The organism is Acinetobacter indicus (assembly GCF_009914475.1).
Lineage (GTDB): Bacteria > Pseudomonadota > Gammaproteobacteria > Pseudomonadales > Moraxellaceae > Acinetobacter > Acinetobacter indicus.
This window is the reverse complement of the sequence record NZ_CP045198.1, coordinates 676031-702018: the sequence shown is the minus strand read 5'-3', so window position 1 is coordinate 702018 and position 25988 is coordinate 676031. Positions and strand designations below refer to the sequence as shown.

The 25988-nt window shown below is 43.7% G+C and carries 27 protein-coding genes and 3 pseudogenes; 11 read left to right on the top strand and 19 right to left on the bottom strand.

All coding sequences use genetic code 11. The features are described from left to right. Positions 1-288: 288 nt before the first annotated feature. Positions 289-759 (bottom strand): transposase family protein, encoded by a 471-nt coding sequence (locus GA693_RS03855; RefSeq protein ID WP_104470204.1) that lies wholly within the window; start codon positions 757-759, stop codon positions 289-291. Continuing rightward, entirely contained in the window at positions 707-1102 is a 396-nt protein-coding gene (locus GA693_RS03850) for a transposase family protein (protein ID WP_075166718.1), read from the bottom strand. Before GA693_RS03850 ends, GA693_RS03855 begins: the two co-directional genes overlap by 53 nt. 89 nt (positions 1103-1191) lie before the next feature. On the opposite strand from GA693_RS03850, the pseudogene GA693_RS03845 reads away from it, so the two are divergent. The 3 genes and pseudogenes from GA693_RS03845 to GA693_RS14870 all read left to right on the top strand — a co-directional run. Then, positions 1192-1359 (top strand): annotated as a pseudogene (locus tag GA693_RS03845) (GTP cyclohydrolase II); the annotation flags it as partial. A 238-nt stretch (positions 1360-1597) separates the two neighbouring features. Then, positions 1598-2730, top strand: a protein-coding gene (locus GA693_RS03840; RefSeq protein WP_223155595.1) for an IS3-like element ISAba14 family transposase whose coding sequence is annotated in 2 segments (ribosomal slippage) — positions 1598-1850 and positions 1850-2730 — 1134 coding nt in all. Because the reading frame shifts where the segments join, the coding sequence is not laid out codon by codon here. A 215-nt stretch (positions 2731-2945) separates the two neighbouring features. After that, positions 2946-3162, top strand: a pseudogene (locus GA693_RS14870) (hypothetical protein); the annotation flags it as partial. 83 nt (positions 3163-3245) lie between these two features. Here the strand turns inward: GA693_RS14870 and trpA are convergent. Together trpA and trpB are read right to left on the bottom strand one after the other, a co-directional pair. Continuing rightward, positions 3246-4031 (bottom strand): tryptophan synthase subunit alpha, encoded by a 786-nt coding sequence (gene trpA, locus GA693_RS03835; RefSeq protein WP_160241398.1) that lies wholly within the window; start codon positions 4029-4031, stop codon positions 3246-3248. Continuing rightward, positions 4028-5239 carry a tryptophan synthase subunit beta gene (gene trpB / locus GA693_RS03830; protein WP_160241399.1) on the bottom strand — a complete coding sequence of 404 codons (1212 nt, stop codon included), beginning with the start codon at positions 5237-5239 and terminating at the stop codon, positions 4028-4030. Before trpB ends, trpA begins: the two co-directional genes overlap by 4 nt. Before the next feature lie 102 nt (positions 5240-5341). On the opposite strand from trpB, the gene GA693_RS03825 reads away from it, so the two are divergent. The 4 genes from GA693_RS03825 to GA693_RS03810 all read left to right on the top strand — a co-directional run bounded on the left by GA693_RS03825 (position 5342) and on the right by GA693_RS03810 (position 8094). Continuing rightward, a complete protein-coding gene (locus GA693_RS03825; protein WP_160241400.1) occupies positions 5342-6223 on the top strand; it encodes a LysR family transcriptional regulator in 882 nt (293 codons plus the stop codon). 118 nt (positions 6224-6341) lie between these two features. Beyond that, on the top strand, positions 6342-6914 hold the full coding sequence (locus tag GA693_RS03820) for a nuclear transport factor 2 family protein (RefSeq protein WP_171065058.1): 573 nt from the start codon (positions 6342-6344) through the stop codon (positions 6912-6914). Continuing rightward, positions 6890-7390 carry a chalcone isomerase family protein gene (locus GA693_RS03815; RefSeq protein WP_005177287.1) on the top strand — a complete coding sequence of 167 codons (501 nt, stop codon included), beginning with the start codon at positions 6890-6892 and terminating at the stop codon, positions 7388-7390. Before GA693_RS03820 ends, GA693_RS03815 begins: the two co-directional genes overlap by 25 nt. Positions 7391-7401: 11 nt before the next feature. Further along, positions 7402-8094, top strand: coding sequence for a response regulator transcription factor (locus GA693_RS03810; RefSeq protein WP_005177281.1), 693 nt, complete (start codon positions 7402-7404; stop codon positions 8092-8094). On the opposite strand, the gene GA693_RS03805 is transcribed toward GA693_RS03810, so the two are convergent. From GA693_RS03805 to nudC, 9 genes are all read right to left on the bottom strand, one after another. Continuing rightward, positions 8091-9413 (bottom strand): sensor histidine kinase, encoded by a 1323-nt coding sequence (locus tag GA693_RS03805; RefSeq protein WP_005177279.1) that lies wholly within the window; start codon positions 9411-9413, stop codon positions 8091-8093. The genes GA693_RS03810 and GA693_RS03805 overlap by 4 nt on opposite strands. A gap of 39 nt (positions 9414-9452) precedes the next feature. Beyond that, positions 9453-10502: an SAM-dependent methyltransferase gene (locus tag GA693_RS03800; protein ID WP_005177277.1), complete on the bottom strand. Its 1050-nt coding sequence runs from the start codon at positions 10500-10502 to the stop codon at positions 9453-9455. Between the two features lie 8 nt (positions 10503-10510). Further along, on the bottom strand, positions 10511-11290 hold the full coding sequence (locus GA693_RS03795; protein ID WP_160241401.1) for a DUF1295 domain-containing protein: 780 nt from the start codon (positions 11288-11290) through the stop codon (positions 10511-10513). A 25-nt stretch (positions 11291-11315) separates the two neighbouring features. Beyond that, on the bottom strand, positions 11316-12512 hold the full coding sequence (locus GA693_RS03790) for an SAM-dependent methyltransferase (RefSeq protein ID WP_160241402.1): 1197 nt from the start codon (positions 12510-12512) through the stop codon (positions 11316-11318). Next, complete coding sequence (locus GA693_RS03785; RefSeq protein WP_160241403.1) at positions 12509-13303, bottom strand: DUF1365 domain-containing protein; 795 nt, start codon at positions 13301-13303, stop codon at positions 12509-12511. Before GA693_RS03785 ends, GA693_RS03790 begins: the two co-directional genes overlap by 4 nt. 9 nt (positions 13304-13312) lie before the next feature. After that, positions 13313-14596: an NAD(P)/FAD-dependent oxidoreductase gene (locus GA693_RS03780; protein WP_160241404.1), complete on the bottom strand. Its 1284-nt coding sequence runs from the start codon at positions 14594-14596 to the stop codon at positions 13313-13315. Next, positions 14593-15579: an acyl-CoA desaturase gene (locus GA693_RS03775; protein WP_160241405.1), complete on the bottom strand. Its 987-nt coding sequence runs from the start codon at positions 15577-15579 to the stop codon at positions 14593-14595. Before GA693_RS03775 ends, GA693_RS03780 begins: the two co-directional genes overlap by 4 nt. 136 nt (positions 15580-15715) lie before the next feature. Then, the gene (locus tag GA693_RS03770; protein WP_005177261.1) at positions 15716-16264 is read right to left on the bottom strand and encodes a lipocalin family protein; all 549 of its coding nucleotides are present in this window, start codon (positions 16262-16264) and stop codon (positions 15716-15718) included. A gap of 120 nt (positions 16265-16384) precedes the next feature. Then, positions 16385-17158, bottom strand: a complete 774-nt coding sequence (gene nudC / locus GA693_RS03765; RefSeq protein WP_168369535.1) for an NAD(+) diphosphatase — start codon at positions 17156-17158, stop codon at positions 16385-16387. A gap of 392 nt (positions 17159-17550) precedes the next feature. On the opposite strand from nudC, the pseudogene GA693_RS03760 reads away from it, so the two are divergent. Both GA693_RS03760 and GA693_RS03755 read left to right on the top strand, forming a co-directional pair. Then, positions 17551-18854, top strand: a pseudogene (locus tag GA693_RS03760) (cryptochrome/photolyase family protein). 3 nt (positions 18855-18857) lie between these two features. Then, positions 18858-19010, top strand: a complete 153-nt coding sequence (locus tag GA693_RS03755; protein ID WP_160241406.1) for a DUF2256 domain-containing protein — start codon at positions 18858-18860, stop codon at positions 19008-19010. On the opposite strand, the gene GA693_RS03750 is transcribed toward GA693_RS03755, so the two are convergent. The 3 genes from GA693_RS03750 to GA693_RS03740 form a co-directional block, all read right to left on the bottom strand. Then, complete coding sequence (locus GA693_RS03750) at positions 19007-19261, bottom strand: TIGR03643 family protein (RefSeq protein ID WP_078194347.1); 255 nt, start codon at positions 19259-19261, stop codon at positions 19007-19009. The two genes, GA693_RS03755 and GA693_RS03750, sit on opposite strands and share 4 nt — an antisense overlap. 158 nt (positions 19262-19419) lie before the next feature. Next, positions 19420-19821 (bottom strand): hydroxyisourate hydrolase, encoded by a 402-nt coding sequence (gene uraH, locus GA693_RS03745; RefSeq protein ID WP_004981585.1) that lies wholly within the window; start codon positions 19819-19821, stop codon positions 19420-19422. A 10-nt stretch (positions 19822-19831) separates the two neighbouring features. Then, positions 19832-20320: a GlcG/HbpS family heme-binding protein gene (locus tag GA693_RS03740; protein ID WP_171263817.1), complete on the bottom strand. Its 489-nt coding sequence runs from the start codon at positions 20318-20320 to the stop codon at positions 19832-19834. A 105-nt stretch (positions 20321-20425) separates the two neighbouring features. Here GA693_RS03740 and GA693_RS03735 point away from each other — a divergent pair, with 105 nt between their 5' ends. Further along, on the top strand, positions 20426-21097 hold the full coding sequence (locus GA693_RS03735; protein WP_005177241.1) for a heavy metal response regulator transcription factor: 672 nt from the start codon (positions 20426-20428) through the stop codon (positions 21095-21097). After that, positions 21094-22476, top strand: a complete 1383-nt coding sequence (locus GA693_RS03730) for a heavy metal sensor histidine kinase (protein ID WP_155756615.1) — start codon at positions 21094-21096, stop codon at positions 22474-22476. Before GA693_RS03735 ends, GA693_RS03730 begins: the two co-directional genes overlap by 4 nt. Before the next feature lie 23 nt (positions 22477-22499). Here the strand turns inward: GA693_RS03730 and GA693_RS03725 are convergent, their stop codons facing one another. The 3 genes from GA693_RS03725 to GA693_RS03715 are packed head-to-tail and all read right to left on the bottom strand — an operon-like array spanning position 22500 to position 25649. Next, on the bottom strand, positions 22500-23204 hold the full coding sequence (locus GA693_RS03725) for an ABC transporter ATP-binding protein (RefSeq protein WP_078194313.1): 705 nt from the start codon (positions 23202-23204) through the stop codon (positions 22500-22502). After that, positions 23197-24420, bottom strand: a complete 1224-nt coding sequence (locus GA693_RS03720) for an ABC transporter permease (protein ID WP_078194314.1) — start codon at positions 24418-24420, stop codon at positions 23197-23199. Before GA693_RS03720 ends, GA693_RS03725 begins: the two co-directional genes overlap by 8 nt. Further along, on the bottom strand, positions 24417-25649 hold the full coding sequence (locus GA693_RS03715) for an efflux RND transporter periplasmic adaptor subunit (RefSeq protein ID WP_171502409.1): 1233 nt from the start codon (positions 25647-25649) through the stop codon (positions 24417-24419). The genes GA693_RS03720 and GA693_RS03715 overlap by 4 nt, the downstream gene beginning before the upstream one ends. Positions 25650-25988: the final 339 nt, after the last annotated feature.

Genomic DNA, 25988 nt, shown 5'->3' with positions numbered 1-25988 from the left:
CCCTTTTATGATTATTCAACCAATCAGTTGGTTGCTTTTTAGCATTATAATTAGTTTTGTCATTAAATCTAGAGATTCGTTAAAAAAAATTAAAAATCGAATTTAATTTAAATTAATTTATATTTTTCAATCATTTAAATAATTTTTAATTATTATTTCTCTGGGCTTTACGTGGTAATGGCGGAAAATTGAGTCAAGATTTGAGGTTGGACTTTAGTCGGAATTGATCAGACATCGATGAAGTTTCAGTTTATTTTTTGCTCATATATTTTAGATTTCTTTCATAAGTCATTTTTTACTCAGCTCCAAGTTATAAATTCCAGCAATTAGATTGAATCTTAATGCTAGTCTTTTGCCTCGATTGCGATATCGCTCAGCAAGAATTTTGAAGGTTTTCAAACTGCCAAATACATGCTCAATTCCAATTCTTCTTTTATTGATTTCCTGATTATAGATTTTTAGTTCGGAATCCAGTTTACAGCGCTTCTTTGCTTTTAATGGCAACAAGCTATTTGGATACACTGTATAAATTCCCTGATAACCCTTATCCGCAAGGATAAATGCACCTGCAGGAATCTGATTCAAGTTACGTTTGAAGAGTTCGAAATCATGTACGGCACCACGACTCGTACATAAACTCAGGATTTTTTGAGTTTGATAATGAATGATGGCCTGTACTTTGAAGGTGTGGGTCTTTTTCTTGCCGCTATAGCTTTTCTTCTGTTTTTTTAGGCCTTTGGATTGGAATTTCTGTGGCATCCACGATCACAACATTCCAATCGATGCCTTCGCCCTCGGGTAAATCTTTGGATAAATTAAAGAGATTGGACCGAATCAGGCAGTCTTCAACATGACGGACAATTCTTGAGGCTGTGGGCTCTGACACGCCATAACTTGTTGCGACATGGAACAATGTTCGGTATTCACGCCAATAGCTTAGACAGAGCAGAACCTGGTCTTCCAGGCTTAACTTGGGCGGTCTGCCTTTGGCAGGGACATGTTTCTTCAATTGCTCAACCATTAAATCAAAGGTTGACCATGAGATGCCCGTGTATCGCTTGAACTGAGGATCAGAAAGCTTGTTTGAATCGATGTATTTCATCCGCAGATTATGCATGAATGCCAAGAAATCTGGAGTGCAAATATCAACCAAAAAGAAGATCGTTTTTTGATTTATGAAAGAGATCTAATGTAAAACTCATTACAAATAATCCACTCAAAATTAAATCTTTGACTGATTTAGGAATTAATGTTGTTGAGCGTATTCCTTTAAAAGTTGGTTTAAATATCTTTAATAAATTTTATCTAGAGACAAAGCAAACACGCATGTCACATCTATATGATAATAGTGATTTTTAAAAAAGTGATTACCATAGAATATAGTCTTTGGCTGTTTAAATTTTGACTAATACAAAAGGCCTATTTTCATCCGACTCCCATTATCCGTGCACAAAGGCATTTGGAAAATCACGCGCAAGTCGCCCTAAGGCATATCTAGCCCGTCTTTTAAGAGATGGATCCGTAAATTTGAACAACTCCTATAAGTGATATTCTGCTCCTCAAATGATGTTATAAACATCAATATATGGAGTATTTTATGGCACGTAGACCAAGAAGAAATCATTCAAATGATTTTAAAGCTAAGGTAGCACTTGCTGCGATTAAAGCAGAAAAAACACTTGCTGAATTGAGTGCTGAGTTTGATGTTCATCAAAACCAAATTATTGACTGGAAAAATCAATTGATCTCAGCTTCCTCGCAAGCTTTCGATCAATCAAAAGCTCCAACAGAACCACCCATCGATCTAAAAAAACTACATGCAAAAATCGGTGAGCAGGCATTAGAAATTGATTTTTTAGAAGGTGTGTTGAAGAAACTGGGCCGCTTCAACCACAAAAGTTAATCGACGACTCACTTCAGATTTCAGTATCTAAGCAAGCTAAGCTGCTGAAAGTCTCCCGTGGTTGTTATTACTATCGCCCAAAACCTGTGAGTGCATCAGATCTGAAGCTGATGCGATGTATTGATGAATTACATATGCAATATCCTTTTGCAGGCAGTCGTATGATGCGTGATTTGTTGAATCGTCAAGGACATCATATAGGACGACGTCATACACGTACTTTAATGAAGAAAATGGGTATTCAGGCGTTATATTGCAAACCAAATTTAAGCCAGGCTAATCAAGCTCACCGTAAATATCCATATCTGCTCAAAGGGTTGGCTATTCAGCGCAGTAATCAAGTGTGGTCTACGGATATAACGTATATCCCTATGGCAAAAGGCTTTGTTTATTTATGTGCTGTGATTGATTGGCATAGCCGCAAGGTACTTGCGCATAGGGTATCGATTAGTATGGAGGTGGATTTTTGTATTTCGGCTTTAAATGAAGCGATTGAAAAATATGGTCGACCTGAAATATTTAATACAGACCAAGGCAGCCAGTTTACCAGTGATGCATTTATTGATGTATTGAAATCAAATGGCATTCAAATCAGTATGGATGGTAAAGGTCGATGGGTAGATAATGTGATGGTTGAACGATTATGGCGGAGCGTTAAATATGAAGAGGTGTATCTCAAAGCTTATAGCAGTGTCACAGATGCGAAAAAGCAATTAAGTGCATATTTTGAGTTTTATAATTTGAAACGACCTCATTCGAGTCTAGACAAAATGACACCAAATGAGTTTTACTATGATCAGCTACCCCAACAAAACAAGGTGGCTTAACTAGAGCGGAATATCACTTATAAATACGCTTTTAGTTGTTCAAACAAGTGGGACCACCTCTTTTATGACGGGCCAAGTTTTTATACTTACGCCTCATTCAGCGTATAAGATAAGCATTCATGTGTTGCCAGATCGCTGACATGGGCTATTTCAATCAGTACGAACGCTCAGCGTATTTGTTTTAAGATTTGCATCATAACTAATAGCCAAGTAGTAAGGTAATAAATCGCCAATTCAGGAAACTGACTAAAACCAAGGAGGCTTTCCCAAATAAAAATAGCTTGCTGAAATTGCTCTATATTGGCATTCAACAGGCTTCTGAAAAATGGAAGATGCTAGTGACAAACTGGGGGGAAGACCATCACACAATTATCGATTTACTTTAAAGGTAGGCACTTGCGGAGCAGTGCTCCCCATATAATTAAGCTGTAGACAATTTGGCTGGCACAGAATTTTGCACACTACCTAAGCCAATAATTCAAATTATGGAATCATCGGCTTAAGCAGGATTCGGGTTATTTATTTTCTCTAATTATTTTTGAAAAAACTTTGACTTTTTCTAAAGTTGCGATCATCCCTTTATTAAAGAAAGTATTGACGAGCGCTGAACCAATAACAATAAGATCTACTTTATTGGCTAATGCTTTAACATGGCTTTCATTTTTGATCCCAAAACCAATTGCAACAGGAATATTAAAAATCGGCTTAATTTCAGTCATCTTTTTCTCAAGATTAGACAAATTTAATTCTCCTCCTGTTAAGCCATTTTCTGCAATATGATATAAAAAACCTGTCGCGCGCGCTGAAATTTGCTCTAACCTTTCAACTGGGGTAGTCGGCGCTGTCATTGCAATTAAATGCATATTTTTTTCATTTAATTGCACCTCAAATTTTTCTCGATATCCATATGGAGCATCTAAAATCAATATTCCATCTATAAGATTTTCTGTTTCGGCGATAAGTGTCTCAAAACCATATTGCATCATCGGATTTAAATAAGTCATGAAAATTATTGGTGTCTGGTCATCATGCAGCCTGATTACTTTTACCAACTCAATGGTCTGTTTTACCGTTTGACCTGCATCTAAAGCCCGAAGATGCGCTGCCTGAATGATCTCTCCATCTGCCACTGGATCAGAAAATGGAATACCCACTTCAATAATGTCAGCCCCTGCTTGACCCAATTGGCTTAACAGACGACAACTTGCTGTAAAATTAGGATCTCCAGCAGTAAAATAACAGACCAGACCGCTTCGATTTTCCAGTTTCAATTGCTCTAATTTTTGATCTAGACGGTTCATGCTGTAGCTCCTGCAAGATATTTTTTGACCGTGTTTAAGTCTTTGTCTCCTCTGCCACTTAAATTGACAATAATGATCTGTTCTGGCTGCATTTCTTGAGCAAGTTGAATCGCATATGCAATCGCATGAGAACTCTCAAGCGCAGGAATAATACCCTCCTGTTGACTTAAAAGCTGAAATGCATTTACAGCCTCTTGATCGGTTATAGCCGTATATGTCACACGTCCTGTTTCAAACAGAATGCCATGCTCTGGACCAACACCAGGATAATCCAATCCAGCTGATACAGAGTGCCCTTCTAAAATCTGCCCATCGAAGTCTTGTAATAAATAGGTTAAATTGCCATGTAGCACACCGACCTGACCTTTGCAAATAGAGGCGGCATGTTCATCGCTATCTATTCCTTTTCCACCTGCCTCAACGCCAAACATTTTGACATTCAGGTCTTCTAGAAAAGGATGCATCAACCCTAGTGCATTTGATCCCCCACCCACGCAAGCAACTAGAGCATCAGGCAGCCTATTTTCTTTCAGGAGTATTTGGTTTCTGGCTTCTAGACCAATAATTTTCTGAAATTCTCTGACCATCGTCGGATATGGGTGAGGGCCTGCGCCAGTACCCAACAGGTAATAGGTTGTATCCACATGACGAATCCAGTCACGTAATGCTTCGTTCATGGCATCTTTTAAAGTCCCACGACCCTTTTGAACACTTCTGACTTCAGCACCGAGTAATTTCATGCGCTCAACATTCATTTGTTGGCGCTGAATATCTGTTTCTCCCATAAAAATGGTACATTTCATCTTAAACAGCGCGCAAACCGTTGCTGTTGCAACACCATGTTGCCCAGCACCAGTTTCTGCAATGATTCTGGTTTTCCCCATAAATTTGGCTAATAAGATTTGGCCTACACAATTATTGATCTTATGCGCACCCGTATGGTTCAAATCTTCTCGCTTGAAATATATTCGAGCGCCGCCTGCATAAGCTGTTAGGTTTTTTGCATAAAAAAGAGGACTAGGACGACCAACAAAGTCCGTTAAAATCTGCTGATATTCAGCCCAAAATTCAGGTTTGTGCCGAACATTATTAAAGGCTTGCTCTAATTCTTGAAGTGCTGGCATTAAGCTCTCTGGCATGTAACATCCGCCAAATTTACCAAAAAATCCTAAGTCATCAGGACCATTACCTGTATAAGGGGTTGTCATCTCATATCTCTTTTACTATCAAAACTTGTTCGATCTTAAAATATTTTCATTTTGATGATAATTGATATATTTTGAGCTTATGGTGTTAGAAAATTTTACAACATGAAACGCAGAACATTACCTCCTCTTAATGCTTTAAAAGCTTTCGAAGCTGTCGCCAGAAATAAAAGTTTCAGCTTAGCTGCCGAAGAATTATGTGTCACCCATAGTGCGATTAGCCATCAAATAAAGCAGTTAGAAGAATGGTTGGATAAAAAATTGTTTATTCGACATTCCTCGACCATCTCTCTGACGGCGGATGCCGAAGAATTATCGCTCGTTTGTATGGAGCTTTTTAATCGTTTAGAACAATGCGTCTTTGAGTTAACAAATAAAACTTCAGAAGTAGAAGTTGTCATAGGCGCTTCTCATAGTTTTATGGCAAATTGGCTGATTCCTCGATTAGAAAAGCTCGAAGTCATTTATCCCAATATCCATATCAAATTAATGACATGTAATGACTTAAAATTGTTAGAAAAAGAGAAGGTTGACATATTGATCAATAGCGTCAGTGAGCATCATCTACTTCCCAACTTTTTGAATAAATATCTGTTATTTCCCGATAACATGGGTCCTATTTGTAATCGTGAAATAAATCTTCTTCATTCCGTAAATGATCTTTTAAACTATCCATTACTTCATACCCACTCAAATAAAAGTGCATGGCATACATGGTTTGATCAGTTTCAAATAAGCTTTTGCCCAAAATCCAATGACCGTTATTTTGATAGTCTGAATTTAATGATAGAAGCTGCCGTGTCTGAGTTAGGAATTGCCATAGCACCTCAAATTCTAGTAGAAAAAGAAATGTTAAATGGAAAGATCATTGCCCCTTTTGGTTTTATCTATTGTGACTATAATTTTTATGCAATGGTCAGAAAAAATAATGAAAATCGTGATGTTATGAATATCATTAATTGGTTAATGGCCGAAGAAAAAAGTTAAACATTTAATCTTTGATTTGAAAAATTCTATTCAATTGCTCATCTATAACGTCTATTTCACATTCTATTCACGCTGTGCTGCCTAAGGTATAAACATACACTTCATACGGACACTGATGATGAGACTTGTAAAAACACTAATTGCTACAGCCTTATCCTTGCCGCTTCTGTTGTTAGCCGGATGTAAAAGTATTCCCAGTTATTCAGCCGATTACGCCCAATCCAGAAATGGTATTCAGGGGATAGCGCTGGATCAGGCTAAAGCTCAGGATATCGGCCTCCGCTTTACCTCAGCCTTTAATACCTTGGGCACACCTGAATTCGTTGAAAATGCTGGAGCACTGTATGCCGACCAGCTGTTTATTAACGATACGCTATCGCAATTTTCATCCCGTCAAAATCTACTCGAGCACTTTCAAGGCATGAACAAACGGGTCAGCAAGGTCAGCGTCAAGCTGTTAAACGCTTCTTATCATCAGGACTCTGCCTACGTGCACTGGCATATGGCCTATGATTTTAAATTGTTCGGCACGACCCGCAGTATGGACTCTTACGGTATCAGTGAAATCAAGATCAACGAAAACAACAAGATTATTTTCCAGCAGGATTTCTGGGACCCTGCGAATGGCCTGTACCGTTCCCTGCCTTATGTTGGAGGGGTCTACTCATGGCTACTGCCTTTCAAAAAATAGCGATTAGTACAGCGTTAGTGATGGGATGTAGCTTCTGTCCATGGGCACAGGCACAAAGCCTGAATCAATGCGGCAATGGTCCGCTGATGGTGGGTCAAAAACAGGTCGGTATGGCCAGTTATTTTGCCCAAAACTGTAGCCAGTCCTGGGAAAAACAAAATATACAGATGGACTTTTCCTATACACAGAATATTCCGGAATGGGCATTTAAGCGTGCGGCCACACATTTACTGAAACGTAATGTTAAAGACGCAAAAATACATGCTCTATTCAACCCAATCACCGATTTGTATCGTCCGGTCAGATCAGGCGACCTCTACCGTTTAAAATACAACCATGCTACACAGACCCTGAGCTTATCTTTGAACCAGCAAAGTTTAGGGCAGCTTAAACATCCTCTGGCACAACAATATTTTAATATATGGCTGGGTCCCCAGCCATTTAGTGCTAAATTAAAACAGCAATTATTAAATTAGTGTCTGCCGCTATGTCGAAACATTTTATCCTGATGGTTGAAGACCATTATGAACTGGCCTCTACCCTATGCGAGTTTCTTGAAGAACATGGCTTTGTGGTCGATCACGCCCGCAATCTGAGTGCTGCTAGACAATTACTGAAACAGCAACGCTACCATATCTTGCTACTAGACATTAATTTGCCTGATGGTTCTGGTTATGAATTGTGCGAGTGGTTACGCAATGAAGAGGGGTTGGACTTACCTGTCTTGATGCTTACCGCTCGGGATACCTTGGATGACAAACTTAAAGGCTTCAATTCCGGCACGGATGATTATCTGGTCAAGCCCTTTGACTTTAACGAGCTAGTGGTTCGGGTCAAGGCCCTGATCAAACGTTCCCTGGGTGAAGTATCTAGCAGTCGTCTGCAAATTCATGACCTAATTTTGGACCCAGCAACACAACAGCTAACTCGAGCTGGGCAGAACATTGAATTGCCTCCGATTCAGTTTAAACTTTTGAAGCTACTAATGCGACATTCTCCTAAAGTACTGACCAAACAGGAAATTATGATGCAGCTTTGGGGTGACGAAGAGCCAGAAAGTGATGCTCTGCGCAGTCATATCTATAATTTACGCAAAATGGTCGATAAACCCTTTGAACAAAAGCTGATTCACACCATATCTGGGATTGGTTTAAAGATTGCTTTCGAAGATGAAGCCTAATTTAGGTACACAACAACAATCAGTCCAGTGGTCATTGCTAGATCAACATTCTGATGAGTGTCAAGATAATATTGCCTGTCAAACAGCTCCACACGCCAACCTAGCTGTTTGCATAGCTTTTGCACCAATTGCAATCCAATACCATGCCCTTTGATTTCCAGTTGTAGCTGCTGACCAGACAGTTCCTGAACTTTAGAATTGTTAGGTAAAGGCATGCCGACCCCATTGTCAGCAATCAGCACTTTATTTTTTTCCAGAATCACATCAATTTCTGTGCCCTGTGAATAGTTCAGCGCATTGCGCAGAATATTGCCAAACACCATTTTGGTCATGGATGGATAAAGTTTACGCGGCTGTTCATCGAGGTCTTTTTGCAGGTCTATCTGCATGCCTTTGTTATGACTGACACTTTCCAGATCCTGCACCAGATTGTCCAGACATTCTGAAAGCATGGTCGGTTCAGCAGTTAAAGTGTTGGTGGTATTGCGGGCAATGGCCAGCAAGGTATCGACCAGCAGCTGCATGTCTTCAATGGTGTTATGCAGGCGGGTAAAGGACTTGTTGTCGCCATAGCGTGCCTGACACAGCTGCACATTGCCTTTTAAAATGGTCAGTGGCGTGCGTAGCTCATGGCTGACATCTCCGGTAAATTCACGCTCACGCTGAATAAATTCGCTTAATACCTGATGATATTTTTCCAGCGCCTGCTTGAGGTATTCAGCTTCCAGATTAGAGTCGGTGCGGATGTCCTGAAAAGGCGAAGCCTGATTTTTCTGATGTTCCCAGTCGATATGTTCCAGCGCATTGGCCAACCGGGTAATCGGGGAAAAATAACGTCGGGCCCGACGGTTCCACCACCACAATACGCTATATAGCACAAACAGGCTGACCATCAGCGGTGCCAGACCAAACAGCCAGACCAGCTTGTTGACGTTGCTTTCGCCAAACACCAGCAGCACATGCTGTCCGTCTTTTTCACCATACACGGTCATGCGCTCCTTGCCATCGACAAAATGCCGGTTCACCCCTTGCTCAAGCTGCATGTGGCGAAATTGGACTGGCGGCACATCGCTCCAGCGGTAACCATACAGGTTTTTGGTGTCGGGCAGTTCAGCAGCCGGATTACGTTCCAGCCGCTGCCAGTAGTGTGACATTTCCTGTTCTAGCGCAGTTCTGAGCAGGGAACCCTTGATTACCCAAGCACTACAGCCAATCCCGATCACCACAGACAGGGCAATGAATCCGATTTGCAGCCAGTAATAGCGGTTAAACACCTCACCCAGAGGATGATCGTGTTTGTCCCTGAACAGCTTTAACATTGGTGCATTCCCCGCTGGCCCATCCGATTCGCCATTCAATTATACGGTTTTCTTTTTAAACAGAAAGTGACCGATCACCCACTCGCGTCCATGCTCATAACCGAACAGCTCGGCACAGGCCATAAAGAAAATCCGCCAGCGTTGCCACCAGATGGCGGCATCTGCACCATAGGTCTGTTCAAACAGGGGCTGCAGCTCGACCTGTTTCCGGTCCATGTTCTCCAGCCAGGCATTTGCGGTGCGTTCATACTGCGTGCCGGCCCATTGCCAGTGCTGCTCTAATTGCAAATGCTGCTGGAAATGCAGAAAGGTCGAAGCTGCCGGCATCAGTCCGCCACTAAAGAAATATCTCGACATCCAGTCGAATTCATTTTTCACTTCAAACGGATAATGCAGGAAACGGTGACAGAAAATATGGCACCAGAGCAGACCATCCGCTTTCAGCCAGCTGCTGATATTTTCAAACAGTTTCTGGTAATTACGTACGTGTTCAAACATTTCCACCGAAACCACGCGGTCAAAGGACGCGGGTTCCAGTTGCAGCACATTGACGTCGCAGGTGATCACCGTCAGGTTCTGCAGTTTTTTCAGACGCGCCTGTTCCTGAATATACTGGCGCTGGGTCGAGGAATTCGACACCACCGTGATACGGGCCTTGGGATAATGCTCGGCCATATACAGACTCAAAGATCCCCAGCCACAGCCAATTTCCAGAATATCCTGTCCATCTTTTAACTGTGCACGCTGGCAATAGCTGGCCAGTGCCGCTTCTTCCGCCTGATCCAGCGTGGTATGAGTATGTTCAAACAGGCTGGCACTGTATTTCAGACGCTTGCCCAGTACTGCCTGGAAAAATGCGGTGGGCAGTTCATAGTGCTGTTCATTGGCCTTGTCGGTCTCGATGGCAATCTCGCTGTTTTTCAGCATATGCAGCACATCCATATAGCGCCGGGCTGCCAGTGCCGGGTCAAAGCGCCCTTCCTGTGCCAGACGTTTTTTGCTTAGGCTGCGAATGCCGGCGCGAATGACCGAATCGGGCAGCTTGCCGCTTTCGACCAGTTTTAAAGATTGTTGAATCATAAAGTCCATGTATTTACCTACTGTTTGGGTGGCCACGGAATAAACATTGAAGTTCGTCGTTGATAGTCTTTATAGTTGTCGCCGCGATGTGCCAGCGCCTGTTGTTCACTAAAGGGAATCCCGGTGATGTAGTACAGAAACAGCCACATCAGCAGCGGATAAATCCATAATCCATAGGCACCTGCTGCCAGACCAAGGACCGGATAGGCAAACCAGTGCAGCCATTCAAAGAAATAATTGGGATGGCGCGAGTATTTCCAGAGTCCCCGATCCATGGTTTTACCCCTATTTTGTGGATTGAGCTTAAACCGGTAAAGTTGCTGGTCAGCGGTACTCTCACCGATCAGCGCCAGCAACATGATCATGCCTGCCACAATCAGCATCACTGAGGTCCAGTCATTCCACTGCTGCACCGGAATGCTTAGCAGTTCCAGCATCGGATAGGAAAACAGCACCACCAGTCCGGCCTGAAACATAAAAAAGGCCAGAAAACCGAGATGCTGGTAATCGCCCATAGCCCGGCGCATATTGGCGTAACGGGTATCTTCTACAGTTTCATTGGCATAACGGCGCAGCAGATGCCAGGTCAGGCGTAAAAACCAGATGCCACTCGCCACGCCCAGAAACATGCGCACCGGTAGCGGAGCCGTTTCCACGACCCAGGCCGCGATAATGACGTTGAGTGCAATACTGAAACTCCACGCTACATCGACCAGTCCGGCACGCTGGTTATAGGTCACCAGCAGCCAGCTACACAGCATAATGAAGACATTCAGCACCAGTAAATTCAGCAGCATGTCCGCCCTCCTGTTTTATCTTGGCTTAGTAGGCACTGGCTTCGAACAGCAGATGTACATCACTGATCACGCCTTCGCGGAAGCCACCTTCGCAATAACACAGATAAAAATCCCACATGCGGATAAAACGCTCATCAAAGCCGAGTTGCAGGACCTGATCATGCTGCTGCAAGAAACGCTGACGCCAGCAGTGCAAGGTCTGGGCATAGCTCTGGCCTATATCTTCCAGATGTTTGAGACGCAGTTTTTGTTCGGAAGCGGTCTGGGTCATGACACTGATACAGGGAATAAAACTGCCCGGGAAAATATAGCGCTTGATATAGTCCACGGTATTCAGGGCTTTGGCATAGCGTGCATCTTCAATGGTGATGGCCTGAATCAGGGCCAGACCATTCGGTTTCAGCAGCTCACGGCATTTCTGGAAATAGGTGGATAAATACTGCTCACCTACGGCCTCGATCATTTCAATCGACACCAGCTTGTCGTATTTGCCTTCCAGTAAGCGGTAATCTTTTAGCTGCACAGTCACGCGATGGGATAATCCTGCTGCCTCTATTCGCGCGACCGCTTCATCATACTGTGCTCTGGAAATGGTGATGGTGGTGACCTTGCAGCCATACTGCTGCGCGGCATAAATGGCAAAACCACCCCAGCCGCTGCCAATTTCGACCAAATGATCCATCGGTTTGAGTTGCAGTTTCTGGCAGATCAGCTCTTTTTTATAATCCGAAGCTTGTTCCAGACTCATACCCGGCTCTTTAAACACCGCACTGGAATACATCATGCTGTAATCCAGAAACAGCTTGAAAAAGTCATTGCTCAGGTCATAATGCTCGGCAATATTTTTGCGGCTGCCATCAATCGAATTCTTGCGCGATTTATACCAGACCTTTAACAGTAACTGGCTGGCTTTGGCCACTGCATTCTGATTCATCTGGTCCAGCACATCGCGGTTACGTGCCAAAATGCGGATCACATCGACCAGATCTTCACTGCTCCAGTAGCCACGGATAAAACCTTCGGCAGCACCCAGTACACCATTACGGAACAGCAGATCCATCAGACGGACATCATGCACCTGTATCACCGCCTGTAAATCGCTATTTTCCCCGACAGCCCCGTTCCAGACGCCTTTAAAAATCAGCTGACCATGGCGTAATTTCAGCAGGTGGCGCAGTACCACCGGCAGTGTGCTTTGCTCTCCCATGAATAGTGTCTTCATCGCAATGTGTTTCCTTTTTCTTTTTTAGGATGTCGGTAAAACGGAATTTTCTTTTTCCATAAACGAAAGGCGTGCAGATAAATTCCGCTGACCATCCTGAAGGGTTCAAGAACTTTCAGTACAGCATAGCGATGCTGCTGTGAAGGAACCGTGATGGCCTGCAAGGAAAATTTCAGGGTGGCATCGAATTGCAAGATTCCCTGCTCAAACAGCTGCATATGAATCACGTTCTGCCGATCCGAAAAGCTGAAGCGCCAACGATAATCCAGCCCCATCGGCATGAACGGCGACACATGAAAGGCCTTTTTAAAGTCAAACTGGTGACTCTGGTACGGCGCATGTTCGTCTGCATTGTTCCGGCAGTCGTGAATGTAGACCTGTCGTTCATTCCACGGTGTGTTGGTGATTTCACTCAGCACAAAGAGCAACTGGTCGGTGGCACCAAAGACCAGATAAAACACTACGGAATTGAAACGGAAACCCAGTGTGCGCGGCAAGGCCAGCACCCGGATGGAAGCGGCATGCGGTAACAGATAGTTTTCCCGCTTGATTAGCAGGCGTGCAACTTTCTGCCGGATTGAACCACATTCCATGCTCAGAAAATCGCGCTCATCCAGGGTCAGAAAATTCCAGCGGCTGAAAGACCAGAGCCAGGATTTACCGGTAAAGGTCGCGAGCTGATCCGGATCAAACCATAGATAGGTTAGCTGGGTCTCAAAAGCATGGGCTTGGGGCAAATAACGTCGGTGCCGGATTTCGGCAGAGGCAATCGCCAGTGGATACATCTGCATCATGTGCTCCTAGGCGGCCTGTTCGGCCTGTTTCAATAGCTGATCGACTACCCATGATGCGCTACGCGCCCCATCCTCATGAAAGCCCCAGCCCCAGTAAGCACCACAGTATGAAGTGCGGTTTTGGCCGTTGACCTCGACCCAGCGTTGCTGTGCTTCAATCGCCGGGGCATCAAACACTGGATGACGGTAATGTCGTTCTACCCAGACTTTTTTCGGATTCAGGGCAAAATTAGGATTCAGGGTGGCAAAGACTTGGGTTTTACAGTTCAGGTTCTGCAACTGGTTCATCCAGTAGCTAAAGCCATAATGTGTGCCACTGTGCTGGAATGGCGTCTGTTCAGTGGCCTGAGTCGGCGTGACGTGTACATGCCAACTGGCCCATTGGCGACGAGATTTGGGCATGATAGAGGTATCGGAATGTACCACCATGCGGTTATCCTGATAGCGGAACTTGCCTAGCACGTCCAGCTCCTGCGCGGTCGGGTCTTTCAGCAGTTCCAGGCTGTCATCGGCGTGGCTGGCGAAAATCACCCAGTCAAAACGCTCGCTACCTTGTTGGGTTTCAATCAGTACATCATTGGCGCTGCGAGACACCTGATGCACAGCAGTTTTACGGAAGGTGATATTGCACTGGGCTTGAATGGCACGAACGTAGCGAGCCGATCCACCCTTGACCGTGAGCCATAACGGCCGGTCTTTCAGTTGCAACATGCGATGGTGCTGGAAAAAGCTCACCACAAATTTATAGGGAATCTGTCCGGCCTGTTCCACCGGACAGGACCACAGCGCTCCACACATCGGATAGAGATGTTCCTGACGGAAGGCATCGCTATAACCATGTTGATTTAAATACTCATCAATACTGAGCTGTGCATCGACCTGTTCCACATCCAGATCTTTATTGGCCGCATAGAAACGGAACAGATCCGACAACATCGCGCGAAAATCTGCATTAAAAAAGTTTTGAGGTCGGAACAATAACGAGAATTTTTTTGAAGGATTGTACTGTAAGCCACTGACCTGATTATTCACCGAAAAGCCCATGTCACTGCTTTGCGATTGAATCCCAAGTTCTTTTAGCATCGAGCAGAACAGCGGATAGTTATGCTCATTAAAGACAATAAAGCCACTGTCCACCGCAACCTGTTCACCATCGATATTCAGCTGATGGGTATCGGTATGACCACCAAAGTAGTTATTCTTTTCAAAGACTATGACTTCATGCGCTTTGCTGAGTTTCCAGGCAGCGTACAGACCGGAAATACCTGAACCAATAATTGCAATTTTCATGGTGATTCCTTTGAATGAATAGTCGGAGTGCCGGTCTTGGCAGCTTTTTTCTGTTTTCGAGCCCGGGCAATTTTACTGACATCATAGACACGTGCGGGAATGGGCTTGAGTCCCCAGACCAGCCCGAACAAAGACATGAGTTTCAGCAGGTAATAGGTCACATCAATCTGCCACCAGTAAAAACCCTGCCGTGTACTGCCGGCATAATAATGGTGATTGTTGTGCCAGCCTTCGCCCAAGGTAATGATTGACAAGAATAAGTTGTTGCGGCTGTGATCTTCAGTGTCAAAATCCCGGCTGCCATAATGATGCGCCAATGAGTTAATACACAAAGTGGCATGGAGCAGCAACACAGTGGAGACCACAAACCCCCAGACCAGCAATTGCAGGCCGGAGGTACCGAGTTGCGGCCAGGTCATAGCCAGCCACTCCCCTAGCGCATAAATACCGCCCGCGGTCAGCACCACCACAATTAAACTGAAACGGTCCAGCCAGATCAGTTCCGGATATTTCAGCCAATCTCTAATGACTTCTTTACGCGTGGCAAAGTTATATTCGTTTAAAAACCAGCCAACGTGGCTGTACCAAAAACCATGCGTGGAGGAATGCGGGTCTTGCAAGGTATCAGTATAGCGATGGTGATAACGGTGATGCGCCGCCCACCAGAGCGGGCCACGCTGCGCACTCATGGTACCCATCAACACAAACAGGAACTGTACCGGACGCGAAGTCTGAAAAGTTTTATGTGACAGATAACGATGAAAAAAAGCGGTGATGGAAAACATGCGGATCAGGTAGAACAGCAGCATAAAGCCAATCGCAAACCACGACACTCCCACCCAGAACACGGCGAGACAGGCCAGATGTAATAGAATAAAGGGTAAAATCCTCAGCCACTGAATCTTGCTGTTTTCAGCCGTCAGTGTTTCGGGCGCTGTGGGTGTAGACCAGCTGTCTATCCATCGCATCAGACTTTTCAACATGAACTCATCCTATTTCAAGCGACTGTCTTTATTCCATTTGATGAGTCTAATCAGTCAGATATGAATTTTATGTGAAGTGAAATAAAAAAAAGCCGAACTGTAGAGAGACTAATGAGTTCGGCAAAAGGGTAACAGATTAATGCGGCAATTTGATCAGTTTTGTGATGTCATAACCATAATATTTTGCTGTATCCAGATAGGACTGATAGGTGGCTTCATCCAGTTGCGGTTCGCGCGATAAAATCCACAGGTATTTGGTACTCGGTCCACCGACCAGCGCCACTTTATATTCCGGATCCACGCGTAATACCCAGTAATGCCCTTTGGTAAACGGAATCCATCTTAAACCTGGCGGCAAAAAGCTGACCTTGAGTTTGCTGTTGCCCTGATTTTGCGGATAGGCCACCCCTTCAGAGCTGATCATTTCACCATTTTCAATCCGGCAGCTATTTAATACGCCCATAGTCTGATCGGCATTGACAGTGTATTGTGCCGAGATATTCGATACGCATTTACGCTGAAAATACATCGGTAGATGCGCAATTTCATACCACTTGCCCGCATACCGTTGGATATCTACCTGATCGACTGCCTGAGGTGGAACCGTTTCAGCTTGCGTAGTAAAGCTTAAGCTGATTATCGCCAGCGTTGTCGCTGCCAAAACAGACTTGAATAGCATCTTCATTTTTTAGCCTTGTTTGATTTTAGGCTTAAGATAACTCAACAGCATGTGAACAAAGCGTGAAGACGAAATGATGTGATTCAGGAGGCGTGCTGCTAAAAAAGTCCTAGACTGGTTTCCGGGTTAAAGCCATTCTTTGCTGTCATCTGCCACAGGGGTACCATGCATCACATGCTGAATCATGGCATAGGCAATACTGCCCTTGAACGGAATTTCGGGTAACTGATCAAATTTGAAAAACTGCGCATCGCTCAGTTCATTTTCCTGAATTTGAATGTCCCCTGTATGATATTCTGCCTTGAAGGCCATCATCAGATTGCTGGGAAACGGCCACGGCTGGCTGGCCAGATATTGAATATTTTTGATCTGTAGCCCCACTTCTTCTAGCGTTTCACGGCGTACTGCCTCCTCCAAGGTTTCGCCCACTTCGACAAATCCAGCAATCAGACTGTACATCTGGGTTTTATTGCGGGCATTTTTCGCCAGCAGAATTTCATCTGTACCCCGGGTGATGATGGTAATCACGCAAGGATTCACCCGTGGATACTGGTTATAGCCACAGGATGGACAGACCATGGCATACTGACTGGCGTGCTGCTGGGTCGGGTGGCCACATTTACTGCAAAAGCGGTGATTACGGCGCCATTCCAGTAACTGTACCGCACGGCTGGCCTGTTCAAACTGCGGCCTGCTCCAGACCTGTACCAGTTGCCGGATCGGGACCAGTTGATAACCTTCGGGCACTATTTCATCTTCTTTTAGATCGCGTGCAATGACCTGGCCATTTTCCGACAGGTTCAGGTCGTGCTGCAGTCTTTCCACTTGCGGCAACTGGAAATGATCATCTACCAGCAATTGCTGCTGTCTAAAAATATACGCTTTTGAATGCATGCTCATGACAATTCCCTGATTAAAAAAAATCCCATACAGAGAGGTGTATGGGACAAAACTAAGGAAGCTTACATGGAGTAACTTCACGGAAGATACTAGGCGCACGTTGCCTGAATTACAACCATAATAATTTGTATCTTTTTGATTAAAATCACATAATTTCCACACTACTTATGAACAAAGGAATAATACTAAGCGATTTTTATCAACTGGCTTAGCGTTATAGAGATGAACGGTTTGTTATTGCAGCAAGCATAATTTCTGTGCAATGTATGTAATCCAAGACGATCATTTAGCCGAGTTGAATTGGCTCAACATGTGGGGGTGATTTTTATTTTCACAAAAAATTGAACTATCTGGATTTACACTGGTTTTCTTTTAACGGGTCTGGAATAGCTATGCGTTTCGGTTTAATTCTGGGTGACCAGCTTCATCATCAGCTTGCTACGCTCAAAGCGCTGGACCGTACCCGGGATGTGATCCTGATGGCCGAAGTGGTTGAGGAAGCGACTTATGTCGCCCATCATCCGCAGAAAATTGCCCTGATTTTTAGCGCAATGCGGCATTTTGCCAAAGAGCTCAAAGCGGAAGGCTGGCGTGTACGTTACCATGCTTTTCAGTACGGCAGTCCGATTCGTAGCCTGCTGGATTTCGTACAGGCACAGCAACTGCTGTTCCCCGTCACAGAATTGGTAATGACCCGATGCGGGGAATACCGCCTGCAGCAGCAGATTGAAAAGCACTGGAGCCAGCAGCTGCAACTGCCGGTACAGTGTCTGGATGACGATCGTTTTTTCTGTAGCCCGGAGCAGTTCCGGCACTGGGCCAGCCGCTACCAGACGTTGCGCATGGAATATTTTTACCGGGAAATGCGTAAACAGACCGGTTATTTGATGCAGAGACAGCAGCCGCTTGGACAACAGTGGAACTATGACAGCGCCAATCGCAAGGCATGGTCAGGCACTCCACCATTGCCTCCAACACTTCATTTTGAACGCGATCAGATTGATCTGGATGTAATGCAAATGGTTGAGCGCGAGTTTCCGCTTCACGCTGGCAGCCTTGACAACTTCCGCTGGGCCACCACACGTAGCAATGCTCTGCTTGCACTGGAGCATTTCATTACCCACAGTTTGCCGCATTTTGGAGATTATCAGGATGCCATGGTTCAGGGTGCAGACATGCTGTTTCACAGCCTGCTCTCGCCTTATCTAAACTGTGGCTTGCTGCTGCCGCGAGAAGTCTGTGATGCCGCAGAAACGGCCTACTATGCCGGTCATGCACCACTGAATGCAGTGGAAGGTTTTATCAGGCAAATCCTCGGCTGGCGCGAATATGTCCGCGGAATTTACTGGCAGTATATGCCGACGCCTATGAATGGGTAGAACTACCGAACACCTTGGGCATGGTAATGCATGCCGATGGTGGCTTAATGGCCAGCAAGCCCTATGGGGCTTCGGGCAATTATATCCATAAGATGTCGGATTACTGCAAGCACTGTAGCTACAATGTCAAAACCCGTACCGAACCGGACAGCTGTCCTTTCAACAGCCTGTACTGGTATTTCATGATCCGGCATGAAGCGACATTCCGTACTCATCCACGTATGTGCATGATCTATCGACAGCTGGACAAGCTTAAAGATCGGCCTCAGATTATCAGCCATGCCCAGCAGCTCCTCAGCCAGATTAATGAGTTATAAACGATGAAAAAACAGCATCTCCCTGAAAAAATCTGTATACACTGTTTGCGTCCTTTTACTTGGCGCAAAAAATGGCAACGCTGCTGGGAGGAAGTCAGATACTGTTCTGAACGATGTAAACGTGAGTCCAGACAGCGGTCAAAATCAAACGCTTAGAAACGCTTGTATTGCCGTGAACAATAGGCCCGTATCACGTCGGGTGAACGCAGTTGCAGATGTTTGGTTTTTCGGCCGGTGACGCGTCCACGCCACATTTTAAAACTCGATGCTTTCATATTTTGCCGCATCAAGCGGATCACCGCCGCTTCATTTAAACCATACTCACATAAAATAGCTTCAAAAGGAGTTCTATCTTCCCAAGCCATTTCTATAATTCTGGATAAGTCCTCTTCAGAAAATTGATTCATACCATTCTCGTTTTTAATCATCACGAAGCGTCAATAAGCTTTATCGACTTTAATCTGACTAAAAGAATAACAATACAATCATGAATTTTTTGTGATTTTTCTCTAGTTTACGGACTCAGCACGAATAAAAGGGCTAGTTAAACTAGCCCTGTTAAGTCTTAGTTACCTCTATAAGTCGAATATCCATAAGGACTTAAAAGTAGAGGAATATGATAATGGCTGACACTTCCATCTACCTTAAAAATTACAGGAACTTCAGGAAAGAAAGTATCTTGCTTATTTTTTTTAAACCAGTCCTCAGTTTTAAAAGTAACTTTATAAATACCGGCTTCAAGCTTCTGATTTTCAGGAAACAATCCAGTAATACGGCCATTAGGACCAGTATATTGCTGATTTAACTTCACCCATTTATTCCCAGTACTTTTTTCGAGTACCACTTCGACTTGAGCTGAGGGTAGACCATTTTCTAGATTCAACACATGCACACTTAAAGGGTTAGTTTGTGCGAAAGTCATTGAGGTCAACAATAGTGTTGAAAGTGGCAATAATTTTTTAAACATGATGAATTCCTTAAGGATTGAAAATAGACTTAACAGCTGTCTCAGCGCAGTAATGGTCATTTTTTGCACCCCCTGCTCCGGCAACGCCAATGGCACCGACCACCTGATTTTCATAACTCACAGGTAGGCCGCCACCCAACAGCAGTAGATTAGATAAGGTGGTTAAATTTTTTGCATCCTTGTTTTCATTGGCATTTTGACTTAACAACATAGTCGCCGTTTTGGTCGATAAGGCGGTATAGGCTTTCTTTTCAGCTGCGCCCAAATTATGCGGTCCGACAGTTTCATGCCTGTTTGCCATTAACGTATTTCCGCCCCGATCCACCACCACCACAGCGATATTGTGCTGTATTTTTTGACACGCAGTCACCGCAGCATCCGTAAGAGTTCGTGCTGACTGAGAATCAAGTGAATAAACTTGATTGAATTGAACGGATTGTGCAAAAGTACTGCTACTCATCAGCATTACTGTTGCAATAAGCCCTTTGAGTTTGTTCATCATGATTGCCCTGAATTAAGTTTTAAAAATCTTATACAACCTGAATGATTTGAAGGATGACAATCACATTACAAAGTTGTCATCTTTAAAATGAGTCTGAACAAAATGTGTATTCTAATTATCGAAGATGAAGCGAAGATCGCCTCATATCTGGTTAAAGGGTTAAATGAATCTGGCTATGAGGCGCAATGCGTCCATTCAGGACTAGAAGGTTTGGAAAAGTTAAAGATGCATGCATATAGCCTAGTCATATTAGATGTAATGTTGCCCGATATTGATGGCTGGGCAGTCCTGAAAGTCTTGCGACAATTTTCCCAAATTCCGGTCATTTTTCTTACAGCAAAAGATCAGGTGATTGATCGGGTCAAAGGTTTGGAACTGGGCGCCGATGATTATCTGGCCAAGCCTTTTTCTTATATTGAATTACTGGCCCGAATTAAAAGTCTACTTAGGCGCCAGCAGTATGCACAGGAAAACCAATTAGAAATTGCCAATCTGAAATTGGATTTGATCCATCATAAAGTCTGGCGTAACGAGCAGTCGATAGAACTCAGTAGAAAAGAATTCAACCTTTTGCGCTTTCTGCTGCGCCATCCGAATGAAATTATTACGCGCAGGCAAATAGCTTCTGAAGTCTGGCAGATCAATTTTGATACCGATACCAATTTTATTGATGTAGCGGTAAGGCGTTTACGTAGTAAAATTGATGAGGGACATGATATAAAGTTAATTCATACTGTTCGCGGTTTGGGCTATAAAATCTCGGCAGAGAAATAATGTTGAAACCGATTCGTTCGCTAGAACTCCGATTAACACTCTTGGTTACAGGGTGTGCTGCAATGGTCTTGTGCGGTGTAGCATTTATGACCTATCTGGGTATCAACCAGATTTTAATTGCTCAGCAAGATAGGGCTTTGATTGAGCGAATTGAGCGACTGGAAATATTACTACAAGACAGTAGCAATATTGAACAGATTATCGCTCGCCCGAAGCTGTATCAAAACATGTTGGGAAATCAGGATAATTTGTTTTTATTGATTCAGGGTGATCAGGCGCTGATCAGCATTAATCCTCTTGGCATTCCTCTACCTGAATTTACCCATCAGCCCCAAATTCAATTCCAAGATTTATCGGCGCATGCTTATCCCACCCGCATTGCCTGGAAAACTATTCAAATTAATCGCCAGCCGTATCTGTTAATTGCAGGCAAACAGTGGTCTGAACGTTTAGGCATCATTGCACCTTTTCAAAAAAGCCTTGTCATTTATGTTTTCACAGGTATCTTGGCGATTTTCATCCTTTGTGCTATTGCTAGCCATCTGGGATTAAAAGTATTAAGAACCCTGCGAGAACAAACCCATGCGATAAATATTCAGCAACTTGAACAGCGACTCAATCTGCCCTATCCCCCTCAAGAGATTGCACAACTAGCCTCCGATATCAATGCCATGCTCGACCGTATTGAGCTGGGATATAGCCAGCTGAATCGTTTTTCAGAAGACATTGCGCATGAATTTAGAACACCATTGAATAATTTAATAGGACAAACCGAAATTTTACTCATGAGTGAACGCAGTCCCGTACAATATCAGGAAGTGCTGATTTCCAACCTAGAGGACTATCAACGCTTAAAAAGAATGATTGACAGCATGTTATTTCTGGCACGTGCAGATGCGCAGAAGGTTTGCTTAAACAGACAAAAAATCCAACTTCAATCCTTTATAGAAAATATCTTCAGCATTTTTGAGTATCAAGCCGAAGAACAACACTGCAATTTTGTTTTAAAGCTTGAGGCAACTGAGCTATTGGCAGATCCAGAACAGTTACAACAAGCTCTGTATAATCTGCTCTCCAATGCCCTGATTCATGGCGGCAAGCACCGGACTATTTATGTGCATAGCTATCGAAAGATCATCAACAAACTGCCTATGATTGCGCTATCGGTCGTGACCAGTGGTTTAGAAATTGCCCCGGAACATTTGCCGCATATCTTTGAGCGATTTTATCAATGCAGTTCCAGTAGACAAAGTTATCATCAAACAGGTGGTTTGGGACTATCCATTGTGGCATCTATTATGACGCTTCATCAAGGGATGTATCAGGCGATTAATAGCGCAGAAGGTATATGCTTTGAACTGCTTTTCCCAGATACGTGATTCACATTCACACTGAGCTTATATCATTTTTTGGAATCACTCTGAATTCTCCCATCCACCAAATTAATGGTTCGATCACAGGTTGCCGATAATCTAGGATCATGAGTCACCAATAATACTGCACAGCCATGTTCGCGATGAACTTTACGAAATAATTCAAACATTTCCGCAGCAGTTTGAGTATCAAGATTACCTGTCGGTTCATCGGCCAACAATAGTGCAGGCTGAGTAATCAGTGCACGTGCAATCGCTATGCGTTGCTGTTGCCCTCCAGAAAGCTCATTGGGTTTACGGTCAGCGAACTTATCTAACCCTACAGCGGCCAATAATTCATGGGCATATTGCAACGCAGATTGATCTGGCTTACCTTGCTTCAGCATTAATGGCATAAGCACATTATTTAAGGCAGTAAAGGCCTGTATAAGATGATGGAATTGAAACACAAAACCTATACTGTTGCCACGTAATGCTGTCCGAGCCATATCATCCATACGACTTGTTGCCTGACCCAACAAGTACAACTCACCACAGCTAGGCTGATCTAATAAGCCAAGAATATTCAGTAAAGTACTTTTGCCTGAACCAGAAGGACCAATTAATGCAGCAAAGTCATTCCGTTGAATACACAGGTCAATTCCATGTAATACCTCCACTTCATTAGGTTGCCCAACATTATAGGACTTTCGCAATGCTTCTAAACGTAGTACTTCCTCAGATGAATCAGACATGACGAATTGCCTCCACAGGATCGAGTGCAGCAGCCCGACGGGATGGTATTGCAGCAGCCAAAACTCCCGTTAAAGTCGCCAAGAATAATGCTGACAAGATAAGCTTGATTGAAATCGAAATATAAAACAAACCGGGACCAAACTGATTAAATCCCCAAATTAGACAATAACTGACAACACTACCAAGCATCGAACCAAGCAGACCAAAAATTGCTCCCTGAAATAAGAAAACTCTTAAAATTTGCGTTTGTGTAGCCCCAGTTGCACGTAAAATACCGATTTCCCGAGTCCGTTGCACCACACTCACCGACATCACACTGGCAATTCCAAAAGCGACTGAAATCCCTACAAAAACAATAATCATGTTGGTCGAAAGACTTTGAGCGGTAATCGCATTCATTAATTGAGCATTGGTTTCAATCCAGCTTTCTGCTTTTAATCCAGCCAGGCGTCCAACTTGTGAGGCAATTTGCTCCGCCTGAAAAATATCTTGGATCGTCAGATCAATCACTGTGACCCCACCAGGCAAATTAAGTAAAGATTGCGCCTGTTTCAAATCCAGATAGACATAGCGCGCATCCAATTCACGCACGCCCAGTTCAAATATTCCAGAGATATTCACCACTGCATTTTTCTGTTGCCCAGTATCTAATCTTAATTTGCTCCCGACTTGCACACCCAAATCTTTGGCTAATTGACGCCCAATTAATACATTATCCGCACTGACCCGTAATTCACCACTCACCATATATTGCTTCAACGGAATAATCTGTTGATAACGTTCAAGGTTGATACCAACCAATGCAACAGATTGAATTGCATCTCCGCGCTGTACAAATGCAGGACCAGAGACCACAGGAGAAACCGCAGTCAACACCGGTAAATGATCTAAAGTCCCAGTAATCTGCTGCCAATTATTAATAGAACGTAAGCGTTGTGCACGCTGATCTTCTAGTAACAACTGAAGTGTTCCTGCTGCTGGTGGCACAATATGATTCACCTCATCTGGTGAGAGCAAACGAATATGCGCTTGTGTCCCTAAAGTCCTTTCTACAATATTCGATTGTAAACCCTGAATTAAGGCGCTAATGAACACAATGACCGCTACCCCCACCGCGACGCCAATGGTAATCATCATCGACTGTGTGCGACCCTCTCGCAAAAAACTGATTGCGATGGTCCACTCGGTCCAAAGTCGCCTAAAAAAGTTTTTCAATCGAATTTCACCGGTAATTCATTTTTGCTATTTTTCTGATCCGTTTGACTCTGGAAAACACGTTTAGTTTTCTCTATTCGGACACGAGTTCCATCTTTAAGCACTGATTCTGCATCGGTAAGGACGTGATCACCTTCTTTCACTCCAGCTACAACTTCAGACATAACCAAACCACGTAAACCCAGTGTGATAGGATGACGTTGAATTTTTCTATCTCTTACTAAAATAACCATAGCCTTGTTGCCACTTATACTGCTTAAAGCATCATTTGGAATGACCAAGGTTCGCTCGCGCTTGTTGGTTTCAACATTTACCGATACCGTCATGTCTTGACGCAGAAAACCTGGGACTGGATCAACTGTTAATCGGACGTCTACTGTGCCACGTTGAGCATCAATACTTGGAGCAATAAAATTAATATGGGCAGGAAAAGATTGATTTGGATAGGCATCTGCAATCACTGCGGCTTTTTGTTGTAAAGCCAGCAGTGGTAAATTTCGTTCATCAAATGGCACTCGTATTTCAGTCGCACCATCCAGTGCAATAGTGAAGAGAGTCTGACTCGGTTGTACCAGATCCCCTGGCTCAACATTACGCGTTAAAATAATACCTGAAACTTCTGCACGAATTTTGGTCTTGGCAAGTTGCGCTTGTAGTGCAGCGAGTCGTTCGCGTAATTTTGTCTCTTCAACTTTATTTGGGGCAAGTGAAGCAACTTTTAATCGAGCTGATTCCAAATTATTACGGGCGAGTCTTTCTGCCTCTATCGATTTCTCCCTTTCCTCTGCTGATAATATTCCTGATTCGGTATTTCGTCTGCGTAACGCCTCTCTTTGAGCCTGTTCTAATTGTACTTTGGCATTCGCTAAATCAACTTCTGCTTGCGGGCGTCTAGTGGTTTCGAGTTCTTTTAATTCAGCTTCTGCCTGCCGCACTTGCGCTGAAATTTCATCAGATTTCAGTACTAAAAGAATATCCCCTCGAGAGACCCGATCTCCCTCTTGAACCAATCGCTCAAGAACAACCCCTGTAATTTCACTACCAATCTGAGTCCGAGATACTTTCTCTACCCGTCCTGAAGCGACAACTGTTTGAATCAATGGACTAGATACGACTTCATAACTAGGCAGCAATGGTCCTTGCCACCAGCGATATGTAGCAAAACTGACAGCTAAAACCAGTAGTATGATCATGATCCAAGGCTTATAGTGGGTAACAAGCAATTCCATTCTCCAAGCCAGATTAAAAGAAAGTTTTTTAATCGAATAATTAATTCTTAGTTAAATATATATGAAAATGGCTTTGTTGCATAAACATTCAACAGCTAATTTCCCCCTAATATATTCAAATTTAAGTAACAACTTGGGTGTGAGGTCTTCGTTTTTTCACAAGATATGCGATGAATGTCTGATTATTTGTAGTCATAAATTTAGTCTCCACTTGTTTTTAAGTGGGGACTAAATTAAGGCTTATAGTATGAATTCATAGATTTGACTTTCATCAGGCTTTGTTGCATAAATATGTAAGCATCTGATTTAAATAAATTTAATTTTGGATCAAAAAATAAT